Here is a 22,525-nt window from a genome sequence, read left to right as displayed (position 1 = left end):
AGCTATCAATCCGCCACTACATTCGCCCCGATTATTCCCGAGGTTTTCCCATGTCCCAAAGCCGCCCGACCGACGCCCGGATCAAAGAACTGGCCGCCAAGAAAGCCCAGCTCGACGCACAGATCGCCGCGCTCGATGCCCGGCGGCGTCTGTCTGAGAAGAAAGACGAAGACCGCCTCAAATGGCTCCTGGGCACTTTGGTCTTCGACCGTTTGAGCGCCGAACCTGCTCTTCAGAGCATCGTGCGGCGCGACCTGCCAGACCGCCTCACCCAGCGGGATCGCGACCGTGGACTCTGGCAGATTCTGTTTCCTGACGCGCAAGAGGACCGGTCATGAGTTTTGTTCTGGAAGCCCGCCACTGGGTGATCATGATCGGCGCTGTGATCGTAGCCGCTGCCGCCCTGATCCTCGCTCCGCAAGCGGTCGCGATCTACCCGGTGACCACCTATGCCTTCCCGATCATCGCCGTGGCCACCATCCTCGATACCCTCGGGACCACCGCTGAGCGCCACAGGACACCCCTGAAGCTCCTCGCATGGGTCTGCCTGTGCGTGGCCGTCCTCACTGCCCTGACGCCCCTCAGAGGCCCGCTCAGCGACATACTGGCGACAGTCCAGGCATGGACAGGTCAGGGATGGCCCCTCCCCCGTGCCATTTGGGAGGGCCTCAAGGGGCTGGCGCGGTATTCTGATCCCCAGAAACAGGCCATGGCGATCTCCTTCGCGCTCGGGGCCTTTGGCGTGGCCGTCGCTGTCAGCACCCCGCTGATGGCGATCTTCAATCCACGCATTGGTCGCAACCGCAAATCCCGCACCGGCCCGTGGCAAGCGGGATGGATGGACCCGCGTGACGTGGCCCAGCTGAAGCGCAACAAGACCGGCCTGCCCCTCGCCCTGCACAAGGGCAAACTCCTGCGCTACGTCAAGAACGATGCGAAGGGATGGCGCGGCGGGCATCACCTCGTTGTCTCCGGCACACGCGGCGGCAAGGGCGTCAGCGCCGTGATCCCGGCGATCCTCGATCACCAGGGGCCGGTCGTGGTCCTGGATATCAAGGGCGAGAATTTCGCCGTCACGCGCCGCCACCGCGAAGAGCTCGGGCGCAAGGTTGCCGTCCTCAACCCCTTCGCCCTCGTCGAAGACGGACAGGATCAGTTCAACCCGCTCGACTACATCCGCACCCACGAGCTGGCGCGAGACGTGGCCCTGGTTGCGGACGGCCTGGTCAAACCTGAACAAGGCGACGGCGCGCATTTTTCAGAAATGGCCCGCCAGCTGGTCGCGGCGGCAATCGAAGTGATCGTGACGCAGGAAGAACCGAACCGGCGCAATCTGATCGCTGTCGCCGATCTGCTTCTGTCAGCAAACCTCGACGGCACGCTTGAGGCCTGGGCTGAAAATGGCGACCTTGTCGGCCACCGCCCGGCCCAGACCGCCGCCACCATTCTGCGCGCGGGAGACAGAGAACGCGGGTCGATTCAGACAGCGGTCTCAAAAGCTTTTGAGTGGATGCAGTCCGACAACATGCGCCACTTCCTGGCCGGGTCCAGCTTCCGCATAGACGATCTTCTCGATGACCGGGTCGATCTCTTCATCGCGGTGCCTCTCGACCAAGTGGACAAGCAAGCGATCTTCATGCGCCTGTTTATCAACCTCGTCCTGGGCACGGTCGTGCGCCAGGACGGGCGGCGCAAGGTCAAGGCCCCGATCCTGCTTGTCCTCGATGAATTCGTGCGGATGGGCCGCATGGAGCAGATCATGAACATTGCCAACGTCGCCGCCGGTGCGGGTGTCGAAGCGCTGTTCGTCACCCAGGACACGGGTCAGGTCGAAAAGGCCTATGGGCCAAACGATGCCCGCTCGATCTTCGGCTCCTGTATCACCAAGCGTGTCTTCAACCTCAACGACATCGAAACCGCTGAATGGGCTGCCCGCCACCTCGGGGAAAGCACTGTCTATTCTCAGCAAATTCGAGAGGGCAAGGCCCCGAACGAGGGCCGGGACTTTTCCTACTCGGAGCAGCGACAGAAGCTCATGACGGCTGAGCAGATCACGGGCATGAAGGCGGATGATCTGCTGCTGTTGGTAGGCAACCGGAACCCGCTCAAGGCGAAGCAAAATGTGTATTTCAAGAGCAAGGCCTACCGTGGAAGATTCGATCAAAACCCCTTGAACTGAGGCACGTTTCGCTGCTTTTCGGGCGCATTCTTAGTTGCGAGCACTTCTCCATGTGTTCAGGTTCGGAAAGCTACTGCTGAAATGAGGGGAAATTTTGTAGTGTTAAATATGTGTTATATAATGTGTTACGCTGTGGATAAGTGTTCATAGGACTATGAATTCATTAGGCTTTTAGAAGTGGCCTGTGTGTAGAGTCACGATAAAGCGTGTGTAAAGACACGAAGGAACGTGTGTAAAGACACGAAAGGGCTGTGCCTGTGTGTGAAATCACGAAAGGGCTTGACCGTGTGTGTGAAATCACGAAACATAGGTCATGGTGTGTGAAATCACGAAAGACGGCGACCGCTCTCCCTTGCTGCCTGATCGGCAGGAACAAGGCGACTTTTTTGTATGCGATATCTTTGATGCCGCACCCAAGGGCGACATGGCTTCGATGGCGCATCCGATTTTCTCGCTTTCTACAAAACCAGATCACCGAGTGCGGCGATACGAAGATGGGACGGGGCGAAACTATCTCGAAGTGAAACCTTCGTCCGATGGTCTGGCAACGATCCACGATCGCGATGTGCTGATCTACTGCATCAGTCAAATTATGGCAGCTATCAACAAAGGTCAGAAGGTTTCAAAAATCGTTCGCCTGAAGGCGTTCGACCTTCTGAAAGCAACGAACCGGCCATCGGATGGGCGTGGATATAGCGGCCTTCGAAGCGCCCTCGCCCGGCTGCAAGGGACACAGATTGAGACGAACATCGTGACCGGCGATGTCGAGCAATTGGATATTTTTAGCATCATCGACCGCGCTCGTATCGTACGTGAAACCCGTGATGGTCGGATGCAGGAAATCGAAGTGCAACTCTCTGATTGGGTGTTCAACGCGATCCAAGCGCATGAAGTTTTGACCCTTCACCGGAACTATTTCCGGCTGCGTAAGCCATTAGAGCGGCGCATCTATGAGATCGCCCGCAAGCACTGTGGCTCGAAGAAAGAGTGGAAAATCAGTCTTTCTGCTTTGCAAGACAAGTGCGGATCGGCTTCGACCTCTCGCGAGTTTAAGCGGCTGGTCGGCAACATTGTCGCTCAAGATGAGGCGTACAATCACATGCCGGACTATTCAGTCCGGTTAGACGAAAACATGGTCGTATTTGTAAACCGTCACGCGGAAAAGCCGCAAGCTCTGGCGGCTCCATCCGGGGCGATCCGTTTGAGCCCTGACGTTTATCAGGAAGCCCGTAAGGTTGCGCCGGGATGGGATATCTACACGCTAGAGCAAGAATGGCGCGAATGGATGGCCGACGGTGGTCTCGATGCACCGGCCAACCCGGACAGGGCATTCTTAGGGTTCTGCCGGAAAATCTTTGAGAAACGCGGCAACCCTTAGCCGCTTCTACCCTTCTGTTCTTCAAGCAACAACTCCAAGCCCTGCCAAAGGGTAAGATCGCGCGTTGAACAAAAAGCCCGGAAATCATCCACCACGCGCTTCGGGCCAGGTATCGAAACTTTGTCCTGCGGCTCTTTGCGTTTGGGGCCAGGTTTAAGGCGCGTCGTTGGCTCCCTGTTGACGAAGCCAAGATCGGCACCGGCCCTGACGGCCTCGCTTAATGAGCGGCCATCGACCTTTGGCCGAGGCTTGGGCGCTGGTGTTGTCTTGGGCAGGTCGATCCCACCTGAGAAGCCGTATTTCCCGCTCATGTCACTTGCTCCTTGGTAAGGGTTGCAATGACGGTTTGTGCGTAGTCGCGGGCATTCTCGATGGCTCCGGTCACCTGCTTCATGGCCTTGTCGGATACAGACGCGGTTTTGCCCTGCATTTCTTGCGTCACGATGTCAGGCAGCTCTGACAAGAGCACACCGTCCCGGAATATGCGGGTGTAAGGCGCGCGCTTGGCGATCCGAACGGGTAGCGTCGGGATGTTGTTGAGCTCCATTTCTTGCCGCACGTCGCGCTCATCCGTGGTCTGGAACGCGGCGTTGGTGCGAGTGAACAAGAGGGCGTAGTTGATTTGCGCGCGGATCATGTTTGCTGTGGTTTGCACCAAGCGAACCGCTTGCGCGGCTTGCCGGGCTTCCATGGGCGAGCCATCGAGCGGGATGATGCACAAATCGGTCCGCGATAGCGCGAAAGTGACGATCTGATCCTTCGACCCTTCAAGGTCGATAATGAGATAGTCAGCCTCGTCGGATAGGCTGTCGATGAGCTCGACCGTCTCTTCGGCCTGCGGTCGCGCATGAACTGTGAAAGGAACGCCTCTGCCTTCGGCTTCGCGCGTCTGGGCCCATGCAAGGATGTTGGCGTTTGGGTCCAGATCGAGAATCGCAACGCGACCGCCAGAAATAGCGATCTGTTCAGCCAAGAGCATGGCGGACGTAGTTTTCCCCGAGCCGCCTTTCGGGTTTGCGAAGGTGATTACATACATGACGGTAGATTGCCTGCGTTTAACTCTAACGTCAACTATGTCGTTAACATTAATTATAAAGTTAACTTTAACGACATAGTTAGAGTTAACTTCGAGAATACTTTGAGACGTTCGACCTCGTCACATCTAGGTCGTTCAACCCTACGGGTTTTCAGTAATGGAACCGCAGTTGCGCAATCTCTAGGCTTTGGCCATCGCCAGCTCCACTGACCCGGTAGACCATTCGATCTTCCTGAGAAATCCGCCGGGACCACCAGCCAGTCAAATCGCCCTTCAAAGGTTCCGGCTTGCCGGTTCCCTTGAAGGGGGTCCGCTTGCACTGCTTGATCAGCTCGTTGATCCGGTCGCGTACCTTGTCGTTGGTGTTGACCCAGTATTGATAGTCTTCCCAGGCCTGATCGGAAAAAACCAGCTTCACTCGGTCAGCTCACGCTCTTCGCCAGTTCCAGCATCGAGTTGCGCGATCGACGCGCGCAAGCGGGATGCGTTTTTCGGTGTGGACAAGAGGTGCAACGTCTCGTTGACGGCGTTCCAAGTGTCCAAGGACACGACCACAACGGACTCGCCCTTCTTGCGCGTCACGACAACTTCCTGCTTGTCGTGGATCGCTCGATCCATGACGCCCTTCAGTTGAGCTCGTGCGTCTGAGTAGGTCATAACATCCATCGCGACTCTCCTTGTTGTCGCAACCTTATATGTACAACATTAAGTACAAGTAAAGAGGTCGCGCCAAACAAAGGTTCACATTGATGCGAAGCTCACGCTTCCATGCGCGCTTTTGGTTAAAAGCTCGCATGAGGGTGAGAGCGGACGTTCATGGAGAGCGCAGCGAAATCCCGGTTCGAGCCCTCACTGTAAATTCAGATTTTGTGCTGCGTGCGCTCGCAGCGCGGAAATTGCTGCAACAGCGTGATTTTCTACGCTGCAGAGCGGCGGGAGAACCGGTCATTCGTGCGATCCGCGGCGAGAACAATGCGCGCAAGGATCAAGTTGTGGACGAACCCGCCGCTCATGGCAATTGCTGGAAAGGCCGCTTCTCGCCCTTATAGGCTTTGAGATCACTCAAACTCTAGGATACCAAATTTGGGCCGTGTTGCGCTGTCCCAAGCGCGCTGGTCTAAGGGAGCTGCACGATAGGCTTTCCAAAGGTTGAATGCCATTAATCTACAACTTCATGGAATAAGTAACAAAGCGAGTTCGCGGACGAATTGGGCAGCTTCGTCGGCGTTAGGGAGACGAAACTCGCGCATACCCGTCCGCCAGATTGACGACATAGCCTACCTAGTAGATGCGTGACCCGCTCGTTACAGATTAGTGCTAACAACCCCAACTGGAAAGCGAACTCATGAAAGCGATCAAGTTTCACAAAACCGGCGGACCGGAAGTTATGCAATATGAGGACATCACTTTGGATGCACCGGGACCTGGCGAGGTGCGATTACGCCACACTGCGATTGGGGTCAATTATCTTGATACCTACTATAGATCCGGTGCCTATCCACTGCCTTTGCCCAGCGGTTTGGGATCCGAGGCAGCCGGAGTTGTGGAGGCCGTTGGCGAGGGCGTCACGACGTTAAAAGTGGGGGACAGGGTTGCCTATGGTGCGGGGCCGATTGGGTCTTATTCACAAGCCCGGAACATGCCTGCCAATAGGCTTTCAAAACTGCCAGATACGATTTCGGATGAAACGGCGGCCGCCATGATGCTTAAGGGTATGACGGTGCGCTATTTGTTGCGCGAAACCTACAAGGTCAAAGCAGGTGAAACCATTTTGTGGCACGCGGTTGCTGGTGGCGTTGGTCTGATTGCCGTTCAATGGGCAAAACATCTAGGCGTTCGGGTCATCGGCACCACAAGTTCGCCTGAAAAAGCAGCGCTTGCCAAATCCATGGGCTGCGACGAGGTCATAAATTACACCTCGGAAAATGTAGCCGAGCGGGTGCGTGAGCTAACAGATGGCAAAGGTGTGCCCGTGGTTTACGATGGTGTCGGTCAGGCAACGCTTAATGCTTCACTCGACAGTCTCAGCCCGTTTGGCCTACTGGTCAACTTTGGCTCTGCATCCGGTCCGGTAACAGGTTTTGACACGGGTATTCTGGCGGCAAAAGGTTCGCTCTATCTGACGCGTCCAGGGCTGAATACATATGTTGACTCTGATGAGGCGTTGCAGGCCAACGTGGCTGATCTGTTTGATGTTGTCGGGTCGGGCGCTGTTAGGATTGAGGTCAACCAGACCTATCCGCTGGCCGATGCTGTCAAGGCGCATCAGGATTTGGAAGGCCGCAAAACAACTGGTTCAACAATATTGTTACCCTAACGAGAAGAGGATTTAGCAATCGCCCCAACTAAACCCAAGGACGTCCCGTGCGACCCTGACCACTGTATTCAGGTCCGGGGTGCGCGTGTCCACAATCTGAAAAACATCGACGTTGATTTGCCGCGCAATGCGCTTGTCGTCTTTACTGGTATCTCCGGGTCTGGAAAGTCGTCGCTTGCGTTCGGAACCCTGTTTGCGGAATCGCAACGCCGCTATCTTGATTCAGTGTCGCCCTATGCGCGCCGGTTGATTGATCAGGTCGGCGAACCGGATGTCGATGCGATTGACGGACTTCCGCCAGCGGTCGCACTTCAACAACAACGCGGCGCGCCGTCCACCAGATCATCAGTGGGCAGCGTCACGACGATTTCCAACGGTCTTCGCATGCTTTATTCGCGGGCGGGGGAATATCCGTCTGGTCAGCAGATACTCTATGCGGATGCGTTCTCGCCAAACACACCGGAAGGGGCCTGTCCGCGCTGCCATGGTATCGGCCGCGTGTTTGACGTGACGGAAAAGCTGCTGGTGCCCGATGATACAAAAACCATCCGCGAGCGTGCTATTGCAGCGTGGCCTCCCGCATGGGGCGGGCAGAATCTGCGCGATATTCTTGTGTCACTTGGACACGATATAGACACCCCGTGGAAGGACCTGCCCAAAGAATCCCGCGACTGGATCCTGTTTACTGACGAAACACCCGTTGAGCCAGTCTATGCAGGTTTCAATCCTGATGAGACGCGCATCGCGCGGGCGCGAAACCTGACGCCGAGTTATATGGGAACATTTTCCAGTGCGCAGCGCTATGTTTTAAACTCGTTTGCGACAACGCAAAGCCACCGCACCAAGAAACGCGTCTCGCAGTTCATGCAAATTTCCGAGTGCCCGGATTGTGAGGGCAAGAAGCTGAAACGCGAGTCACTGTCGGTGAAATTTGCTGGGCTGGATATCGGTGAATTGTCGCAACTGACGTTAAGCGATCTTGCCGCGCGGCTGCGCGACGCTGCCTCAGCAAAACCGCACGCGGGCGATTTGCATCCGGAAAAGGCGATTGTGGCGCAGCGGATTGCCAGCGATATTCTGGCCCGTGTCGAGGCGCTTACCAATCTCGGCCTTGGCTACCTGTCGCTAGAGCGCAGCACACCAACCTTGTCTCCGGGCGAATTACAGCGTCTGCGACTGGCCACGCAAATCCGCTCGCAACTGTTCGGTGTGATCTACGTCTTGGATGAGCCTTCGGCAGGGCTGCACCCGGCCGATACCCAAGCATTGCTGCGCGCGCTGGATGAACTCAAAGGCGCTGGTAATTCGCTGTTCGTCGTTGAACATGATGACAATGTCATCCGACATGCCGACTGGATTGTTGACATTGGGCCGGACGCCGGAACACATGGCGGCGAAGTTGTCTATAATGGCCCATTGGACGGCCTGCGCGAGGTCAAGGCATCGCACACTGGGCGCTATTTATTCTCGCCCGATGTCGCTGCGGACCACACACCGCGACACCCAATAGGCTGGCTAAAGCTGGCAGGGATCACGCGAAACAATCTGAACGGTCTAGACGTTGAGTTGCCGCTTGGCATTTTGACGACGGTGACTGGTGTGTCGGGGTCGGGCAAATCGAGCCTTGTCAGTCAGGCGCTTGTCGAGCTCGTTGGGGAAGCATTGGGGCAACAAAAGCCCGTTGAAGCCCCCAGCGGTGAAACCGAATTGTTGGAACGAGATTTAGAGACGGCCACCGGCGGGCGGATCGTTGATGGCATGGCGCATATCCGGCGTTTGGTCACAGTTGATCAAAAGCCGATTGGCCGGACGCCACGATCCAACCTTGCCACATATACCGGATTGTTTGATTACGTTCGCAAGTTGTTCGCGGCGACGCAGATGGCCAAGGCGCGCCGCTATAGTGTAGGGCGTTTTTCGTTCAATGTTGCTAAAGGGCGTTGTCCGAACTGCGAAGGGGCGGGTTTAGTTAGCGTTGAACTGCTTTTCCTTCCCAGCGTCTACACGCCGTGCCCGGTGTGTCAGGGTCAACGTTACAACGCCAAGACACTTGAGGTTACTTACCGCGATAAGAATATTGCCGAAGTACTGGACCTGACTGTTGACGCAGCACACGGGTTTTTTACTGACGAACCTGCTGTTTTGCGGGCGCTCGATGCATTGCTACAGGTTGGCCTTGGCTATCTACGGTTGGGTCAGCCCGCGACCGAGCTTTCGGGCGGTGAAGCACAGCGGATCAAACTTGCCACCGAACTGCAACGCGCGCAGCGAAGTGACACGCTTTATGTTCTCGACGAACCAACCACCGGCCTGCATCCAGCAGACGTAACGCTGCTGATGGCACAGCTGAATGGGCTAGTCGACGCAGGCAATTCGGTCATCATGGTTGAACACAATATGCTGGTTGCGCGCAACAGCGACTGGGTCATCGACGTAGGCCCTGGCGCTGGTAAGAAGGGTGGCGCTATCGTCGCGCAAGGCCCGCCTATGGTTGTCGCAAAGTCAAAGACCAGCCGAACCGCGCCGTTTTTGTTTCCCTAACGTAAGCTGGAACACAGGCCGATATTTTAGCACGTGTGCGGGGTGCTTTGTGTTTGGGTCAGCCAAGTTGTGTAGCGCTACGAGGGCAACAGGGATGCGAAATTTTCGCCTCCGTTGCCCAAGGCTAGTGGCTTACGATCCTTGAGGCCACACGAAGCTGGGCTGAAGACCTTCGAACACTTCTCGTCCATCGTCCGGCTTTGCAACGCCGGCTGCGGGGTCGAAAAACGCGTGATAGCTTGCCGCAGGAAAACCCGCATCATAGCCCATCAGATTGGGCACGATCGCCCTGATCCGATTTTGTTTGTCGTTCAGCATGATCGGCGTGCCAAGCGGTATGAGGGGCCTTCGTGCATCTAAGATAAAACATGGTTTGTGGCGCTCAATGCAGTGGGCGGGGGACGATCCAGCGCTTCTGACACAGAAATCTCAATTGTCCGGCACAGCGCATCAAGCGGCAACCCGTTCTGAACATTGCGAAACGGCAGTTCCAACTCGTTGGTCACTGCCTGCAGGCCAAAAAACACATAGGCCACGACGGCGGCAAATATTGGGGCAAACCAGCTTGTTGATTCTATCAAAGCGAAGGGCAGCAACCAACAGTAAAGATAGGTCGTTCGGCGTACCAAAAGGGAATACACAAACGGCAGCGGCGTGGTCACGATACGTTCACATCCGGCTTGCGCGAGCGCCAGCGAGGACAGAGTTTGTGAGATGGTCATTTGACCAAAACCACTGATGGCATCACGTTCAATCAACTTGCCAATTTGGTCAGCCATGGACCGCAGTGCAGCATCTGCCGGATTCTTCCGCGCAATCATTGCGTCAGCTTTTTCTTTACCAATCCAGGCGATGATATCAGCGCGCGCATCAACGCTGCGCAAAAATCCACGGTGAAGATGGGCAAAAGCGACCGCACAAGAAAGTATATTCTCACGGTCTGCCCCCTTGCCGACAAACACGCACATATGCCGCCCCAGATTGCGCACATCAGCAATCATTGATCCCCAAAGTTTGCGCGCCTCCCACCAGCGATCGTACGCAGCGTTATTGCGAAACCCGAGGAACAGCGACAGGGCGACGCCGAAGATGCTCATCGCGCCGATCGAGATATGCGGCAGGGTGACGACATGCTGATCCAAAAGTAAGACGATCACCGACAGCACCGCGACGCCGATGATCCTGCCCATGATTTTCGGCACGACGGATCCTTGCATGACAAAGAACAACTGCAATGAGGATGGGTGTTCCCTGACGATCATTTGGTTTCCCCAATTGTTTTTGGCATCAAATCTTCTGTTGTTTCCAGCCCCTCGCTCAGATGTTCCAGCAACAAACGAACCTTGGGTGAGAGGTGGCGGTTGTGCGGATAGATCGCCCAAATGCCGTCATCCGGGGCGCGATAATTGTCGAGCACCGGCACCAGCCGACCCGCCTCAAGTTCAGCCTGAACATAGTAATCCGGCAACTGCACAATACCGATACCCTTCAGCGCTGCATCGACCAGTGACCAGCCACTGTTGCAGCGAAGATTGCCTTTGACCCGGATGTGGCGAGGCTTGCTCTTTTCCTCAAACCGCCAGTAGTCCAACGTGCCTTGCAGGCAATTGTGCTGGTCCAATTCGGACAGCGCATAAGGCACGCCATGTGCGGCAAGGTAGTCGGGCGAGGCGCAGACATAGTGGGTGCGCGACGACAGCCGTTTGGCCATCATCGTGCTGTCCTCGAGTTCGCCCAGACGGATCGCCAGATCATAACACTCCGCAACAAGATCAAGCATCTGATTGGACAACGTCAGATTGACTTCCAGCTCCGGATAGCGGGCGACAAATTCATTCACCAAAGGCGCAATCCGCTTCTCACCGAACGTAACGGGTGCGGTCAGGTTGAGCCTTCCCTTGGGGGTCTGATGCAGGTCGGTGATAGCGCGTTCCGCCTCGGCTAGGCCGTCAAGCACCTGACGGCAGTGATTGTAATAAATTTGCCCGGTATCCGTGATCGAGACCTTTCGGGTCGTGCGATAGAACAACTTAACGCCCAACCGCGTTTCCAGCGCGCCGATTTGACGGCTGACCTGTGCGGTGGAAATGCCCAAACGGTTGGCGGCCGCAGTAAAGCTCTCAGTCTCAGCGACCGAGACAAATTCTGAAACCCCTTCCCAGTTGAACATTCGTGCTTCCTTTTCACCGTCAATGCAGTCAACGATTGTTACTGTTTCGTAATAGTGAATTGCTGAAATCCTGAATTATCAATCTAACGGCAATAGTATAAACACTCAATTATAAATCGTCGCGCCCGCAAATATTCACCCACCAAAAAGAAAAGTGAGTTCTGATGACCGGAATAATCAAATCCAAAGCCGCCGTAGCATGGGCTGTTAACCAGCCGCTCTCGATCGAAGAGATTGACGTGATGCCGCCGCAAAAAGGCGAAGTACGTGTGCGTATCGTCGCCACAGGCGTTTGTCATACCGATGCCTTTACACTGTCCGGCGATGATCCTGAGGGTCTATTTCCCGTCGTGCTTGGCCATGAAGGTGGCGGCATTGTCGAATCCATCGGCGAAGGTGTTACCAGCGTAGCCGTGGGCGATCATGTGATCCCGCTCTACACACCTGAATGCGGCGAGTGTAAATTCTGCAAATCTGGCAAAACCAACCTTTGCCAAAAGATCCGCGAAACCCAAGGCAAAGGCCTGATGCCCGATGGCACTAGCCGGTTCTACAAAGACGGCAAACCGATCTTGCATTACATGGGTTGCTCGACCTTCTCAGAATACACTGTCTTGCCCGAAATCTCGCTAGCCAAAGTAAACCCTGAGGCACCGCTTGAAGAGGTTTGCTTGCTCGGTTGTGGCGTCACCACCGGCATGGGTGCCGTGATGAACACCGCGAAGGTCGAAGAAGGCGCAACTGTTGCGATTTTCGGCATGGGCGGTATCGGGTTGTCGGCTGTCATTGGGGCCGCCATGGCCAAGGCGAGCCGGATCATCGTGGTCGACATCAACGAGAGCAAATTCGATCTAGCCCGCAAGCTCGGCGCGACGGATTTCATCAACCCCAAAGACCACGACAAGCCAATTCAGGATGTGATTGTCGAGCTGACCGATGGCGGTGTTGACTATTCGTTCGAATGTATCGGCAACGTCAATGTCATGCGTTCCGCGCTTGAATGTTGCCACAAGGGCTGGGGCGAATCCGTGGTGATCGGCGTTGCCGGTGCTGGTCAGGAAATCTCCACCCGTCCCTTCCAATTGGTCACAGGCCGTGTCTGGCGCGGGTCTGCTTTTGGCGGCGTTAAGGGCCGTTCCGAGCTGCCCGATTACGTCGAACGCTACATGAAGGGCGAGTTTAAGCTGAATGATTTCATCACCCACACGATGGGTCTTGAGGACATCAACAAGGCGTTTGAATTGATGCACGAAGGCAAAAGCATTCGCACCGTCATTCACTTCGACAAATAAACCAACAGAAACAAAGCGGTCGCGCCCAATGTGGCGCGGCCCATATCCAAGCAAAGGGTGCAGAATGTCACTGGAAATTACGAGTGTTAACAAAAGCTTCTGCGGCTGGACCAAACATTATACGCACCGTTCAACCGCACTGAACTGCGACATGCGGTTCGCGATCTATTTGCCGCCCCAGACGGCAAATGGCCAGAAGGTTCCGGTCCTGTACTGGCTGTCTGGGCTAACGTGTACGGACGAGAATTTTATGCAAAAGGCCGGTGCTCAACGTATCGCAGCAGAGCTTGGCGTTGCGATTGTCGCCCCCGATACCAGCCCGCGTGGTGTGGGTGTCGCTGATGATGATGGCTATGATCTGGGTCAGGGGGCTGGATTTTACGTCAACGCAACGCAGGCCCCTTGGAACCGTCACTACCAAATGTACGACTATGTGATGAATGAACTGCCACAACTGATCGAGGCCACATTCCCGGTCAGCGACAAGCGCTCTGTCTTTGGCCATTCGATGGGTGGCCATGGCGCGCTGGTTCTAGCGCTTCGCAATCCTGACACCTTCCAATCTGCTTCAGCGTTTAGCCCGATTGGCAATCCAGTCGATTGTTCGTGGGGCCAAAAGGCCTTTGCAGCATATCTGGGAAAGGACAAAGGCGCATGGGCTGATTATGATGCCAGCCTACTGATGCGAAAAGCAAAAGGGGCCGTTCCTGTGCTTGTGGATCAGGGCGAAGCCGACGACTTTCTTGAAGAGCAGTTGAAACCAGAGACACTGGAAGCATCAGCAAAAGAAAGCGGCTATCCGTTGAAGCTGAACCGACGCGAAGGCTATGATCACAGCTACTATTTCATTGCCAGCTTCGTTGAGGATCACCTACGGTTCCACGCAAAGCACTTGGCCACATAGCGACGAGCCGCCAAACATTGGGGAAATTGTCATGAGCAAAGCGTTTACAAAAGAAGACGATGGCACCGAGAATGTTCACCTGGATGATCTGCCACAAAGTCCACATCCAAACTTGGTGACCCCGTCGGGTCTTGCTGCGCTAAACGGCCGACTTGGCGCTCGCCAGTCGGATCTGGCAAAACTGCGCGAGAAAGCTGAAGAAATCGACAGAAAACTTGCCATTGCTGTGGCTCAACGTGACATCCGCTTTCTTGAAGCGCGCATCAGCCGTGCGATCCTCGTTGATCCGAAAAGCCATTCCCCCCGGATCGTCGCATTTGGCGCAGAGATCGAAGTCATTACTGAAGACGACAGCCGCCAGAGTTTTCGAATTGTCGGCGAGGATGAGGCCGACCCTACGCATGGCCTGATTGCCCCATATTCGCCGCTTGGGGTTGCGCTGATGGGCGCACAGATCGGCGACACGGTTGAATGGCAAAAGCCCACCGGAATCGTCGATCTTGAGATCGTTGCGATCCGGTATGAGTAGGGAGCACCGGATGAACTGTCGCGCCGAGAGGCCCAAACTGCGCAATTGTCGCGCCTAAAAGGAATTTAGAATGAACTCCATAGCATTGATCGGGCTTTCGCTTGCATCGGTTGTATTCCTTAGCCTTGTCCATGTGCTTGCTGATCTACTGCGGTGGAAACACCAAATGCCTCAGAAGTACTGGCTGTCGTTCGCTGACGGCATCTCCATCAGTTATGTCTTTCTTGGCCTCCTGCCCAAGATCGTTGATGGGACGCTTGCCTTTCCAGAATCCCTTGGACCTATGGCGGAGATCCTGAAACACAGTCCGTTTCTGCCGCTCCTGATCGGTCTCGTCGCGTTCTATGGAATGGAACGTTTGGTTGAAAAACCCGTCGAAGGAAGTGGTTCTCATAATACGACGGAAACAACCGGGTTGAGGGTCTGGATACATCTTGCATCTTACGCGTTTTACAAAGCAATCATCGGCTATCTTATCGTCCAGATGAACGATCCGGTCGCAATTGTCATTTTTGTACTTTCGATGGCGGTTCATTTCCTGGTTGTGGATTACCGGATGATGGAAATCCACAAAGGGGTCTATCAGCGCATTGGACGGTGGGCCCTAACTGTCGCCATTCTTGCCGGTTGGGTGATCGGTGCCACGACCGTTATTTCACCAATCGTGGTCACACTTTTGCTGTCGTTTCTCGCCGGTGGTATTGTGTTGGTTGTGCTCGAAGAGGAGTTTTCGCGCGAACACCCATCGTCATTTCCTGCGTTTGTGGCAGCGGTCACCGTTTATACCGTGGTGCAGATTTCGATTTAGCGCAGCTTAAGACTTGGCGGCATCTTTCATGGCATCGGTGCCTTTTTTCCAAAGGTTGCCTTGCCATAACTCTTCAAGGCCGGTTTCGCCACTGACCCCTTTGGTGGTCAGATAGTCGTAATAAGACGTCGGTTTGTGGCCCGTAAGGTTGTAAAAATCGGGGCTGCACCGCGTGTAAAATCCGTTGGTCAGGTATTCAAAGAATTCGGCCCGCGTCGCGCCAAAGTCCGCTTCGAAATCGACCATGGATTGGGCACGGTACTCAACGTCTTTGCCCATGGCACGACCCAAATCAGCGGCTATTTCGGACATGGATTGCGGTGCCGGGCCTGTGATGTCGTAAAATTTGTTCGCGTGCCTGTCTGGCCCCTCAGTTAGGGCAACAGCTGCAGCTTCGGCAATATCGCGGGTGGCCACGAAGGAATTGCGCATGTCGCCCAGCGGGTTTGAGAACCAGCCTTCGCGATCAATCATCTCGCAATCAGTTTTAAGAAGATGGTTCATGAAGAAATTGTTGCGCAAGGCAGTGACGTTCAACCCTTCGTCAATCAACGCCTTTTCGCCCCACCAGTAGTGTTGCAGCATGAGCGGAATTCCAGCGCCCTTACGTGAAGCATGCTGATCCGCGACATAGGATGCAGTATTCGTATCCGCCCCCATGCAGCTTATCCGCACCACATGTTCGACCTGATCGTGACGCTTTCCCAGCTCTTTGCTGAATGCAAGATGCTGTTGAAGCATTGGATCAAGGGACGCAGAGTAGACGGCGTTCACACCTTCAAGCGCGGCCTCCCAGGTTTCCGGATCGGAAAGGTCGAACTTAACGACTTCATCTGCCCCCAGGGCCATTAGACTGTCGGCTTTGTTCTCGCTAAAATAACAGGCGCGTACCGTGATGGCCGCGTCCAAGGCCAGACGAGCCACTAGTTCTTTGCCAATTCGGCCCGTTGCCGAGGTAATCAGGACAGTTTGCGAGGTCATTTGGATCGCTTTCAGACATGGGATTTTCTACTAACCTGTCCTGATAGATGCGAACAATCAACCGACCTTGTTACATCTACCAATGCCTGCGAAAGCCTTGGAGGCAGACGCAGTCAAATCAATTTCATTAAATTGAATTTCATCTGCGAGATATTGCGTAAGCGCGGTTCTTATGTTGGGTTCCTCGGTCGCTGGCGCAGCAAGAAATTTCTGCAAGGGCATCCGGCAACTTCGTCCGCGCCTCGATTGTAGAAACCGTGCGCAACGAAAGAGCTGTCTAAAATTCACCTGTCTACGCGGGTTTCAATGGCTGCTTCGTTGACGTGCGCTGCATTGCAGCAAAAGCTCTGCTGCAAGTGCGAGTAAATGCTGCGTCAGCGAGATTGGGAAATCCTATGTCGGCTTGGTCCCGCACACCGGCCTTTGGTGCCTCACGCAGCGAACGTCGGCTTTCGCCTCATGCGAGCTTTATGATAAAAGCTCGCATTAGTACCCAAGCTGAAAACTCAACAAAACATGGAGAAAGTGCCCCATCTCGCAACATACTACTTTTAACATGCAAGGTTTATGGGTATTATATCAATATAACCTCGCAAGGATTTGCCCGTGAAAGCTGCTGCCCAGACCACCTGGAACAAGGGCCGTGTGGTGGGCAAGAAACCCCCGCTGACACCCGACCAGGTATCCCTGATCCGGATGATCCTGCGCCAAGAGAAAGCCTTGCGTGATCTGGCGCTGTTCAACGTGGCCCTCGATACCAGTTTCCGGGGCTCCGATCTGGTGCGGCTGCGGGTGGCGGATGTGGCAACCCCGGCAGGCGTGCGCGAGATCGTGGAAATCCGGCAGAAGAAAACCGAGGCGCGGAACGCGCGCCCTGTGCAGGCGCGGCTTTCTTCAAACACGCGCGACAGTCTGCGTGCTTATCTCACCGCCTCTGAAAAGCCGCTGCACGGCTGGCTGTTCACGGGGCAGGGGGCACGGTGGTCCCAGACCCATCTCAGTGAAAGCCAGCTTTGGCGGCTGTTCCGCTCCTGGCTGGAAAAGGCCCGCCTCGATCCCAGCCTCTACGGCCTGCATTCGCTGCGCCGGACCTTCCCGACCCATATCTACCAGCAGACCGGCAACCTGCGCGCGGCCCAGCTGCTGCTCGGCCATGCCAGTATTGAAAGTACCAAGGAATACATCGGTACCGAACAGGCCGAAGCCCTCGAAATTGCGCGCAAGTATCACCTGTGACGGCCATGCAGACCTATCTTGAGAAACGCCAGCCTGCGCAGAAAATGGCGCGGTTCTACCGGATGGCGGTCATGCCGAACCTGTTCGGCGAATGGACGCTGTACCGCGAATGGGGCCGCATAGGGCAAGGCGGTCAGGTTCGGATGGATTGGTTCGAGGACGAGAACAAGGCCGTTGCAGCTCTGGTCACACTGGAAGCCTCCAAGCGTCAGCGGGGCTATTGGGTGGAGCCTCAGCAGCTGGCGATGTTTGGGTAGATTCCAAGCCCTATTTACATCTGACTGCGCTATCTATATGTCCTAAGGACATATAGATAGCGCAGTCGTGTCTAATATGAATTCTGACCTATGATAATGGTCTCTCTTGACATAATGCCATCCTTACCCCTATGTCCTTAGGACATAGGGGTAAGGATGGCAGATGAATTTTACCGAAGGTCTCGAAAAGGCTATAAATGACAAGGACTTACCAGTCATAACCTTCTACGACTTCTTCGTTCTGGGCTACCACCTGTTTCACAAAAAGGCGCTGAACGGCGAGCCGTTGAAGCGCCTCCCGCACGACTGGGATCAGACACGCGCCAAAAATGCGCTACGACGCCTTGAGGCACGGAAGGCGCTTGTCATGGACTCCGACTTCCGCTCGGGCGTGTGGCGTGTGACGCAATCAACGAGAGCTGGATCGGCGGAAGAGGTCGCCTGCATCGCTGATCCTTTCGCCTACGTCTCGCATCTATCTGCCATGCAGCGCTATGGGCTTACTGATCGCAGCCCGCAGGCGCTACACCTGACAACCCCTAAAAGGCCCCTGTGGAATGCGCTCCGGGATGAACGTCTTCGTGAAGACCTGCCCAATCTAGGCCAAATAGAAGCTCTTGTTCTGAACAGGCCTGGCTTCAAGGACACGATCCGTCGCCGCCCGATCGTGGTGCACGTATCAAGCCACCCCTGGACACCGGCCCCCGTGAGTGGCGAAGAAACGCGGATCACTTCAATTGGCCAAACCTTTGCCGACATGCTTGCTGAGCCACAGCTTTGTGGGGGCATGCGCCATGTTCTCGATGTCTGGGAAAATGAGGCGGATCAGTGGGTGCCCGAGATTATTGCCGCGATTGATCTCCTCGACAGCAAGATCGCAAAAGTCCGCGCAGGCTATATTCTGTCTGAAGTCATGGACATAGATGATCCAGCGCTGCACAACTGGGAGCAGTTTGCTCAACGGGGCGGATCACGCAAACTCGACCCTGACGCTGAATATGCCCCTGAATTCTCAGAACGCTGGATGATTTCAATAAATGTCTGACACTGACCCGCACGCGCAAGATACAAAATTCGACATCGTCGATGTTGATGTTCGTGCATGGGTCGAAACCGCGCGTGCAAACCCAACGCTCTATCGAGATCGCCAGGTAACGGAAATTGTCTTGGGGGCAATTGGCCTAGCCCCTTCATTATCGAAGACACTCGTTTTGAAGGGCGGGGCGGTCATGGCCCTGGCGTTCAAAAGCAATCGGGTCACCGGGGATGTGGACTTCACTTCAATGGCAGAACCCGCCGACCTGACGGAAAAGATCATTACCGAACTGAACGAGATTTTGCCTCGCACCGCGATCAAGCTCGGCTACCCCGATCTCATCTGCCGGGTGCAATCGGTGAAGAAGATGCCGCGTGCAGAGAATTTCGAGGATTATGAATTCCCCGCGCTTCGGGTCCGCATTGGCTCCGCCAAGCGTGGCACAGGTGAAGAAGCCCGGCTGGCGGACGGCAAGGCAAGCCGGGTTCTTGATGTCGAGATCAGCTTCCGTGATCAGGTCTATGCCTTCCAGGAGCTGAACCTGCACGGGGCCGGTGTGGCGGTGCGCGCGTTCACCATTCATGAGCTTGTCGCCGAAAAATTCCGCGCTCTGCTTCAACAAACCATACGCAAGCGCAACCGGCGACAAGATGTCTACGACATTGCATTTTTGATTGGCGAGCATGATTTCAGTGGTGCTGACAAAGCAGCCATCTTGACCACATTGATCGAGAAGTGCCGCAGCCGTGGGATCGAGGCCAAGCCAGAATCCATGGATGACCCGGAAATCAAGCAACGCGCCCAGGCCGATTGGGAAACGCTCGCCCTCGAAATTGGTGACCTTCCGCCCTTTGAAGAGCGCTTTGCTCTCATGCGCGATCTCTATGTTTCGCTGCCATGGGGCAGCATCAAGAAAGCCCATTAATTTATGAATTTGTTCAACCGTAAGACCCTGAAGCGCCACATCAAAGCCGATCCGATCCCGTCAGACCATCTGGCTGCGCTGGAAGCCTGGGCGGAGTTGATCAGCTCGGGCCGGATTGAACGCCTGAAGGAAACCGCTCTGCATGGGCAGTTCGCCTCCAAGATCGTTGAAGGTGTTCTCGGCTACCACGGCCCAGCCGGTGGCGCGGATTACAACGTCTCAACTGAACAAAATATTCTGCGCGGCAGCGTCGATCTGGCGCTTGGCCGCTTTGGCGGCAAGACCCCTGACATCGTGGCACCATTCGAGCTGAAGGGCGCGGATACCCGCGACCTCGATGCAATCATGCCGGGCCGGAACAAGAGCCCCGTTCAACAGGCGTGGGAGTACGCCATGAACGCGCGCGGCGTGAAATGGGTTCTGGTCTCGAACATGATCGAGCTGCGTTTCTACGGCTTCGGGGAAGGCACCTCGGCCTATGAGGAATTCCGCCTCGATCAGCTGACAGACCCGGAAGAATACGCGCGCTTCATGCTGCTCCTGTCAGCGGAAAACCTGCTGTCTGGCCGCACGGCTGATCTGCTGAAAGAAAGCCGCCGCGAAGACAAGGACATCACCGACAGCCTGTATCAGGACTACAAGGACCTGCGCCTCAAGCTGCTGAGCGCAGTCCAGAAGGCCGATGCCGCGATCGCGCCCCTCGATGCGATTGCCCTCGCCCAGAAGATCCTCGATCGGGTGTTGTTCATTGCCTTTGCCGAAGACACCGGCCTGCTTCCAGACAACACGCTGGAAAACGCTTTCATCGCGCGTGACGCTTACAACCCTCGCCCCGTCTGGGACAATTTCAAAGGCCTGTTCCGCGCCATCGACGAGGGCAACAGCGATCTAAAAATCCCGCGCTACAACGGGGGCCTGTTCCGCAAAGACCCTGTGATCGACGGGCTGAACATACCCGATGACATCTGCGAAGGGTTCAAAACCCTGGGCGAGTATGACTTCGCCTCTGAAGTCTCCGTCACGGTCCTCGGCCATATCTTCGAACAGTCCATCGCGGATGTGGAACGCCTGCAAGCGATCGCGCGCGGTGAAGAGGAAGAACCCGAGAAAACCACCGGCACAAGCGGGCGGCGCAAGCGTGACGGCGTGGTCTATACCCCTGATTACATCGCGCGCTTCATCGTGGCCGAAACCCTGGGAACGCATCTGCGGGAAATCTTCGAAGACACCTTGCGCGTTCACGCCAAGAAGGGCGCGGATGTCACCGACTACGAAAACATCCCCTGGCGGAAAAAGTCAGCTGAGCTGGAAGCCTGGCAAGCCTATCGCGATCGCCTGAAGTCCTTGCGCATTGTTGATCCCGCCTGTGGCTCCGGTGTGTTCCTGATCATGGCGTTCGACTTCATGAAGGCCGAACTGACCCGCGTGAACGACAAGATCAAAGACCTGCTGCCCAAGGCCGAACATTTTGGCGATCTGCTCGACTATGTCCCCGACAGTGAAATTCTGACCGACAATCTCTTCGGCGTGGACGTGAACGAGGAAAGTATCGAGATCACCAAGCTGTCGCTCTGGATCAAGACTGCCCGGCGCGGCAAGGTTCTGGACAGCCTGTCGGGCAGCATCCGCGTCGGTGACAGCCTGATCGAGGACAGCAACTTCGCCTATCTCGATCACGCCTTCACCTGGGAAACCGCCTTCCCCGGCGTCTTTGCCGAAGGCGGCTTCGACGTGGTCCTGGGCAACCCGCCCTATGTGCGCCAGGAGCTATTTTCCAGTCTAAAACCTTACATGCAGAGACGTTTTGAAAGCTACCACGGTGTAGCTGACCTTTTCGTGTACTTTTATGAACGCGGCTTGCGCCTAATGAAGCCGGGTGGCCGATTGGGCTACATTTCCTCGAATACCTTCTTCAAGACCGGCTCGGGCAAGCCCCTGCGCGAATACCTTCTGAAAGAGGCAACCATCGAAAGCGTAGTCGATTTTGGCGACCTGCAAGTCTTCGAAGGCGTGACCACCTATCCGGCTATCCTGACCATGAAGCGTGGGACCGCGCCCAAGGGGCACGAGCTGCGCTTCTGGAAAGTAGATGCTCTGCCAGACAATAACTTCCTAGCCACTTGGGAAGCTGCCGCCGGCCCATATCCACAAAGAGTCCTTGGATCAGGACCTTGGGAATTAGAAAACCCTGCTTTGCGGGCTTTGAAAACGAAAATCACTAGTGGGAAAAAATCGCTCCGCGCGAATTACGGAAAGCCGTTCAGAGGGGTTACGACTGGCAGAAACGATGCTTTTGTCGTCGATCAAAAAACCCGCGATGAGCTTGTTGCCAAGGATCCATCATCAAGCGATATATTGTTGCCATGGATAGAGGGGAAAGACCTAAAGCGCTGGCACCACGAAGGCCGCGACCAGTGGATCATATTTGCACGGCAGGGATTAGACCTAACGAGCTATCCTGCCATTCTCGAATATCTTTCAACTCATCGTCAAAAACTTGAACCGAAACCCAGTAACTGGAAACCTTCCCGGCCCGATGAAAAATGGCCAGGGCGAAAGTCAGGCACCTACCTCTGGTCGGAAATACAAGATAAGACAGCGTACTGGGAAAAGTTTTCGGAAGAAAAGGTCGTTTCAACCAAAATCTCTTCAAAGCCCACATTTTCCGTTGATCGTTCTGGTTCAGTTTTAAGCAATACCGCGTACTTGATTGATGCCAAAACAGATAACGAGTTTATAACCTCTCTGCTCAACTCAAATGTGGCCAGCTTCTTCTTCAAAAGTATTTTCGTAATCAAGGCGGGGGGGTTTTTTGAAATTCAACCTGATGGACTGAGTGCGTTTCCTATCCCAGCGGCCAATGCTTACCAAAAGTCACAAATTTGCAATCTGGCTGGCACATTAAAGTTAACCTCCGAGAAGCGCCTAGCCCTGCA

Annotated in this window: 22 protein-coding genes; 14 read left to right on the top strand and 8 right to left on the bottom strand. The window is 55.3% G+C overall.

The genetic code is table 11. The features are described 5' to 3' along the window. Positions 1-50: 50 nt before the first annotated feature. From LOM8899_RS21870 to LOM8899_RS21860, 3 genes are all read left to right on the top strand, one after another. Positions 51-338: a hypothetical protein gene (locus tag LOM8899_RS21870; RefSeq protein ID WP_093994368.1), complete on the top strand. Its 288-nt coding sequence runs from the start codon at positions 51-53 to the stop codon at positions 336-338. Beyond that, on the top strand, positions 335-2,179 hold the full coding sequence (locus LOM8899_RS21865) for a type IV secretory system conjugative DNA transfer family protein (protein ID WP_133065090.1): 1,845 nt from the start codon (positions 335-337) through the stop codon (positions 2,177-2,179). The genes LOM8899_RS21870 and LOM8899_RS21865 overlap by 4 nt, the downstream gene beginning before the upstream one ends. Positions 2,180-2,492: 313 nt before the next feature. Next, positions 2,493-3,557 carry a replication initiator protein A gene (locus LOM8899_RS21860; protein ID WP_074637844.1) on the top strand — a complete coding sequence of 355 codons (1,065 nt, stop codon included), beginning with the start codon at positions 2,493-2,495 and terminating at the stop codon, positions 3,555-3,557. On the opposite strand, the gene LOM8899_RS21855 is transcribed toward LOM8899_RS21860, so the two are convergent. The 4 genes from LOM8899_RS21855 to LOM8899_RS21840 all read right to left on the bottom strand — a co-directional run bounded on the left by LOM8899_RS21855 (position 3,554) and on the right by LOM8899_RS21840 (position 5,259). Continuing rightward, positions 3,554-3,868: a hypothetical protein gene (locus tag LOM8899_RS21855; protein WP_093994367.1), complete on the bottom strand. Its 315-nt coding sequence runs from the start codon at positions 3,866-3,868 to the stop codon at positions 3,554-3,556. The two genes, LOM8899_RS21860 and LOM8899_RS21855, sit on opposite strands and share 4 nt — an antisense overlap. Then, positions 3,865-4,593 carry an AAA family ATPase gene (locus tag LOM8899_RS21850; protein ID WP_093994366.1) on the bottom strand — a complete coding sequence of 243 codons (729 nt, stop codon included), beginning with the start codon at positions 4,591-4,593 and terminating at the stop codon, positions 3,865-3,867. Before LOM8899_RS21850 ends, LOM8899_RS21855 begins: the two co-directional genes overlap by 4 nt. Before the next feature lie 151 nt (positions 4,594-4,744). Further along, positions 4,745-5,011 carry a Txe/YoeB family addiction module toxin gene (locus tag LOM8899_RS21845; RefSeq protein ID WP_036743748.1) on the bottom strand — a complete coding sequence of 89 codons (267 nt, stop codon included), beginning with the start codon at positions 5,009-5,011 and terminating at the stop codon, positions 4,745-4,747. Next, on the bottom strand, positions 5,008-5,259 hold the full coding sequence (locus tag LOM8899_RS21840; RefSeq protein ID WP_036743750.1) for a type II toxin-antitoxin system Phd/YefM family antitoxin: 252 nt from the start codon (positions 5,257-5,259) through the stop codon (positions 5,008-5,010). Before LOM8899_RS21840 ends, LOM8899_RS21845 begins: the two co-directional genes overlap by 4 nt. Positions 5,260-5,938: 679 nt before the next feature. Here LOM8899_RS21840 and LOM8899_RS21835 point away from each other — a divergent pair. Next, positions 5,939-6,910, top strand: a complete 972-nt coding sequence (locus LOM8899_RS21835) for a quinone oxidoreductase family protein (RefSeq protein ID WP_067267078.1) — start codon at positions 5,939-5,941, stop codon at positions 6,908-6,910. A gap of 117 nt (positions 6,911-7,027) precedes the next feature. After that, positions 7,028-9,451, top strand: a complete 2,424-nt coding sequence (gene uvrA / locus LOM8899_RS21830) for an excinuclease ABC subunit UvrA (RefSeq protein ID WP_245820713.1) — start codon at positions 7,028-7,030, stop codon at positions 9,449-9,451. Positions 9,452-9,583: 132 nt separating this feature from the next. Here the strand turns inward: uvrA and LOM8899_RS21825 are convergent, their stop codons facing one another. The 3 genes from LOM8899_RS21825 to LOM8899_RS21815 are packed head-to-tail and all read right to left on the bottom strand — an operon-like array spanning position 9,584 to position 11,621. Continuing rightward, on the bottom strand, positions 9,584-9,769 hold the full coding sequence (locus LOM8899_RS21825) for a hypothetical protein (protein ID WP_197470896.1): 186 nt from the start codon (positions 9,767-9,769) through the stop codon (positions 9,584-9,586). Positions 9,770-9,807: 38 nt separating this feature from the next. Further along, positions 9,808-10,713: a bestrophin family protein gene (locus LOM8899_RS21820; RefSeq protein ID WP_067267093.1), complete on the bottom strand. Its 906-nt coding sequence runs from the start codon at positions 10,711-10,713 to the stop codon at positions 9,808-9,810. Further along, on the bottom strand, positions 10,710-11,621 hold the full coding sequence (locus LOM8899_RS21815; protein ID WP_093994364.1) for a LysR family transcriptional regulator: 912 nt from the start codon (positions 11,619-11,621) through the stop codon (positions 10,710-10,712). The genes LOM8899_RS21820 and LOM8899_RS21815 overlap by 4 nt, the downstream gene beginning before the upstream one ends. Before the next feature lie 176 nt (positions 11,622-11,797). Between LOM8899_RS21815 and LOM8899_RS21810 the strand changes: the two genes are divergently transcribed. The 4 genes from LOM8899_RS21810 (at position 11,798) to LOM8899_RS21795 (ending at position 15,154) form a co-directional block, all read left to right on the top strand. Next, on the top strand, positions 11,798-12,913 hold the full coding sequence (locus LOM8899_RS21810) for an S-(hydroxymethyl)glutathione dehydrogenase/class III alcohol dehydrogenase (protein ID WP_211096255.1): 1,116 nt from the start codon (positions 11,798-11,800) through the stop codon (positions 12,911-12,913). A 64-nt stretch (positions 12,914-12,977) separates the two neighbouring features. Beyond that, positions 12,978-13,817 carry an S-formylglutathione hydrolase gene (gene fghA, locus LOM8899_RS21805; RefSeq protein ID WP_093994362.1) on the top strand — a complete coding sequence of 280 codons (840 nt, stop codon included), beginning with the start codon at positions 12,978-12,980 and terminating at the stop codon, positions 13,815-13,817. A 31-nt stretch (positions 13,818-13,848) separates the two neighbouring features. Continuing rightward, positions 13,849-14,346 carry a GreA/GreB family elongation factor gene (locus LOM8899_RS21800; protein ID WP_067267097.1) on the top strand — a complete coding sequence of 166 codons (498 nt, stop codon included), beginning with the start codon at positions 13,849-13,851 and terminating at the stop codon, positions 14,344-14,346. Positions 14,347-14,416: 70 nt separating this feature from the next. Next, on the top strand, positions 14,417-15,154 hold the full coding sequence (locus LOM8899_RS21795) for a hypothetical protein (protein WP_102888866.1): 738 nt from the start codon (positions 14,417-14,419) through the stop codon (positions 15,152-15,154). 6 nt (positions 15,155-15,160) lie between these two features. Here the strand turns inward: LOM8899_RS21795 and LOM8899_RS21790 are convergent, their stop codons facing one another. Further along, positions 15,161-16,135 carry an NAD(P)H-binding protein gene (locus LOM8899_RS21790; RefSeq protein WP_093994361.1) on the bottom strand — a complete coding sequence of 325 codons (975 nt, stop codon included), beginning with the start codon at positions 16,133-16,135 and terminating at the stop codon, positions 15,161-15,163. Between the two features lie 606 nt (positions 16,136-16,741). Between LOM8899_RS21790 and LOM8899_RS21785 the strand changes: the two genes are divergently transcribed. From LOM8899_RS21785 to LOM8899_RS21765, 5 genes are all read left to right on the top strand, one after another. Continuing rightward, positions 16,742-17,371, top strand: a complete 630-nt coding sequence (locus LOM8899_RS21785; RefSeq protein ID WP_083350927.1) for a tyrosine-type recombinase/integrase — start codon at positions 16,742-16,744, stop codon at positions 17,369-17,371. Between the two features lie 5 nt (positions 17,372-17,376). Then, a complete protein-coding gene (locus LOM8899_RS21780) occupies positions 17,377-17,628 on the top strand; it encodes a WGR domain-containing protein (RefSeq protein ID WP_093994360.1) in 252 nt (83 codons plus the stop codon). Positions 17,629-17,791: 163 nt separating this feature from the next. Continuing rightward, complete coding sequence (locus LOM8899_RS21775; protein WP_093994359.1) at positions 17,792-18,673, top strand: type IV toxin-antitoxin system AbiEi family antitoxin domain-containing protein; 882 nt, start codon at positions 17,792-17,794, stop codon at positions 18,671-18,673. Further along, on the top strand, positions 18,666-19,589 hold the full coding sequence (locus LOM8899_RS21770) for a nucleotidyl transferase AbiEii/AbiGii toxin family protein (protein WP_093994358.1): 924 nt from the start codon (positions 18,666-18,668) through the stop codon (positions 19,587-19,589). The genes LOM8899_RS21775 and LOM8899_RS21770 overlap by 8 nt, the downstream gene beginning before the upstream one ends. A gap of 3 nt (positions 19,590-19,592) precedes the next feature. Then, positions 19,593-22,525 (top strand): Eco57I restriction-modification methylase domain-containing protein (locus tag LOM8899_RS21765; protein WP_093994357.1); only part of this gene is annotated, 2,933 nt, incomplete at its 3' end.

Source organism: Flavimaricola marinus (assembly GCF_900184895.1).
GTDB lineage: Bacteria > Pseudomonadota > Alphaproteobacteria > Rhodobacterales > Rhodobacteraceae > Flavimaricola > Flavimaricola marinus.
This window is presented reverse-complemented; position numbering and strand designations above follow the sequence as displayed.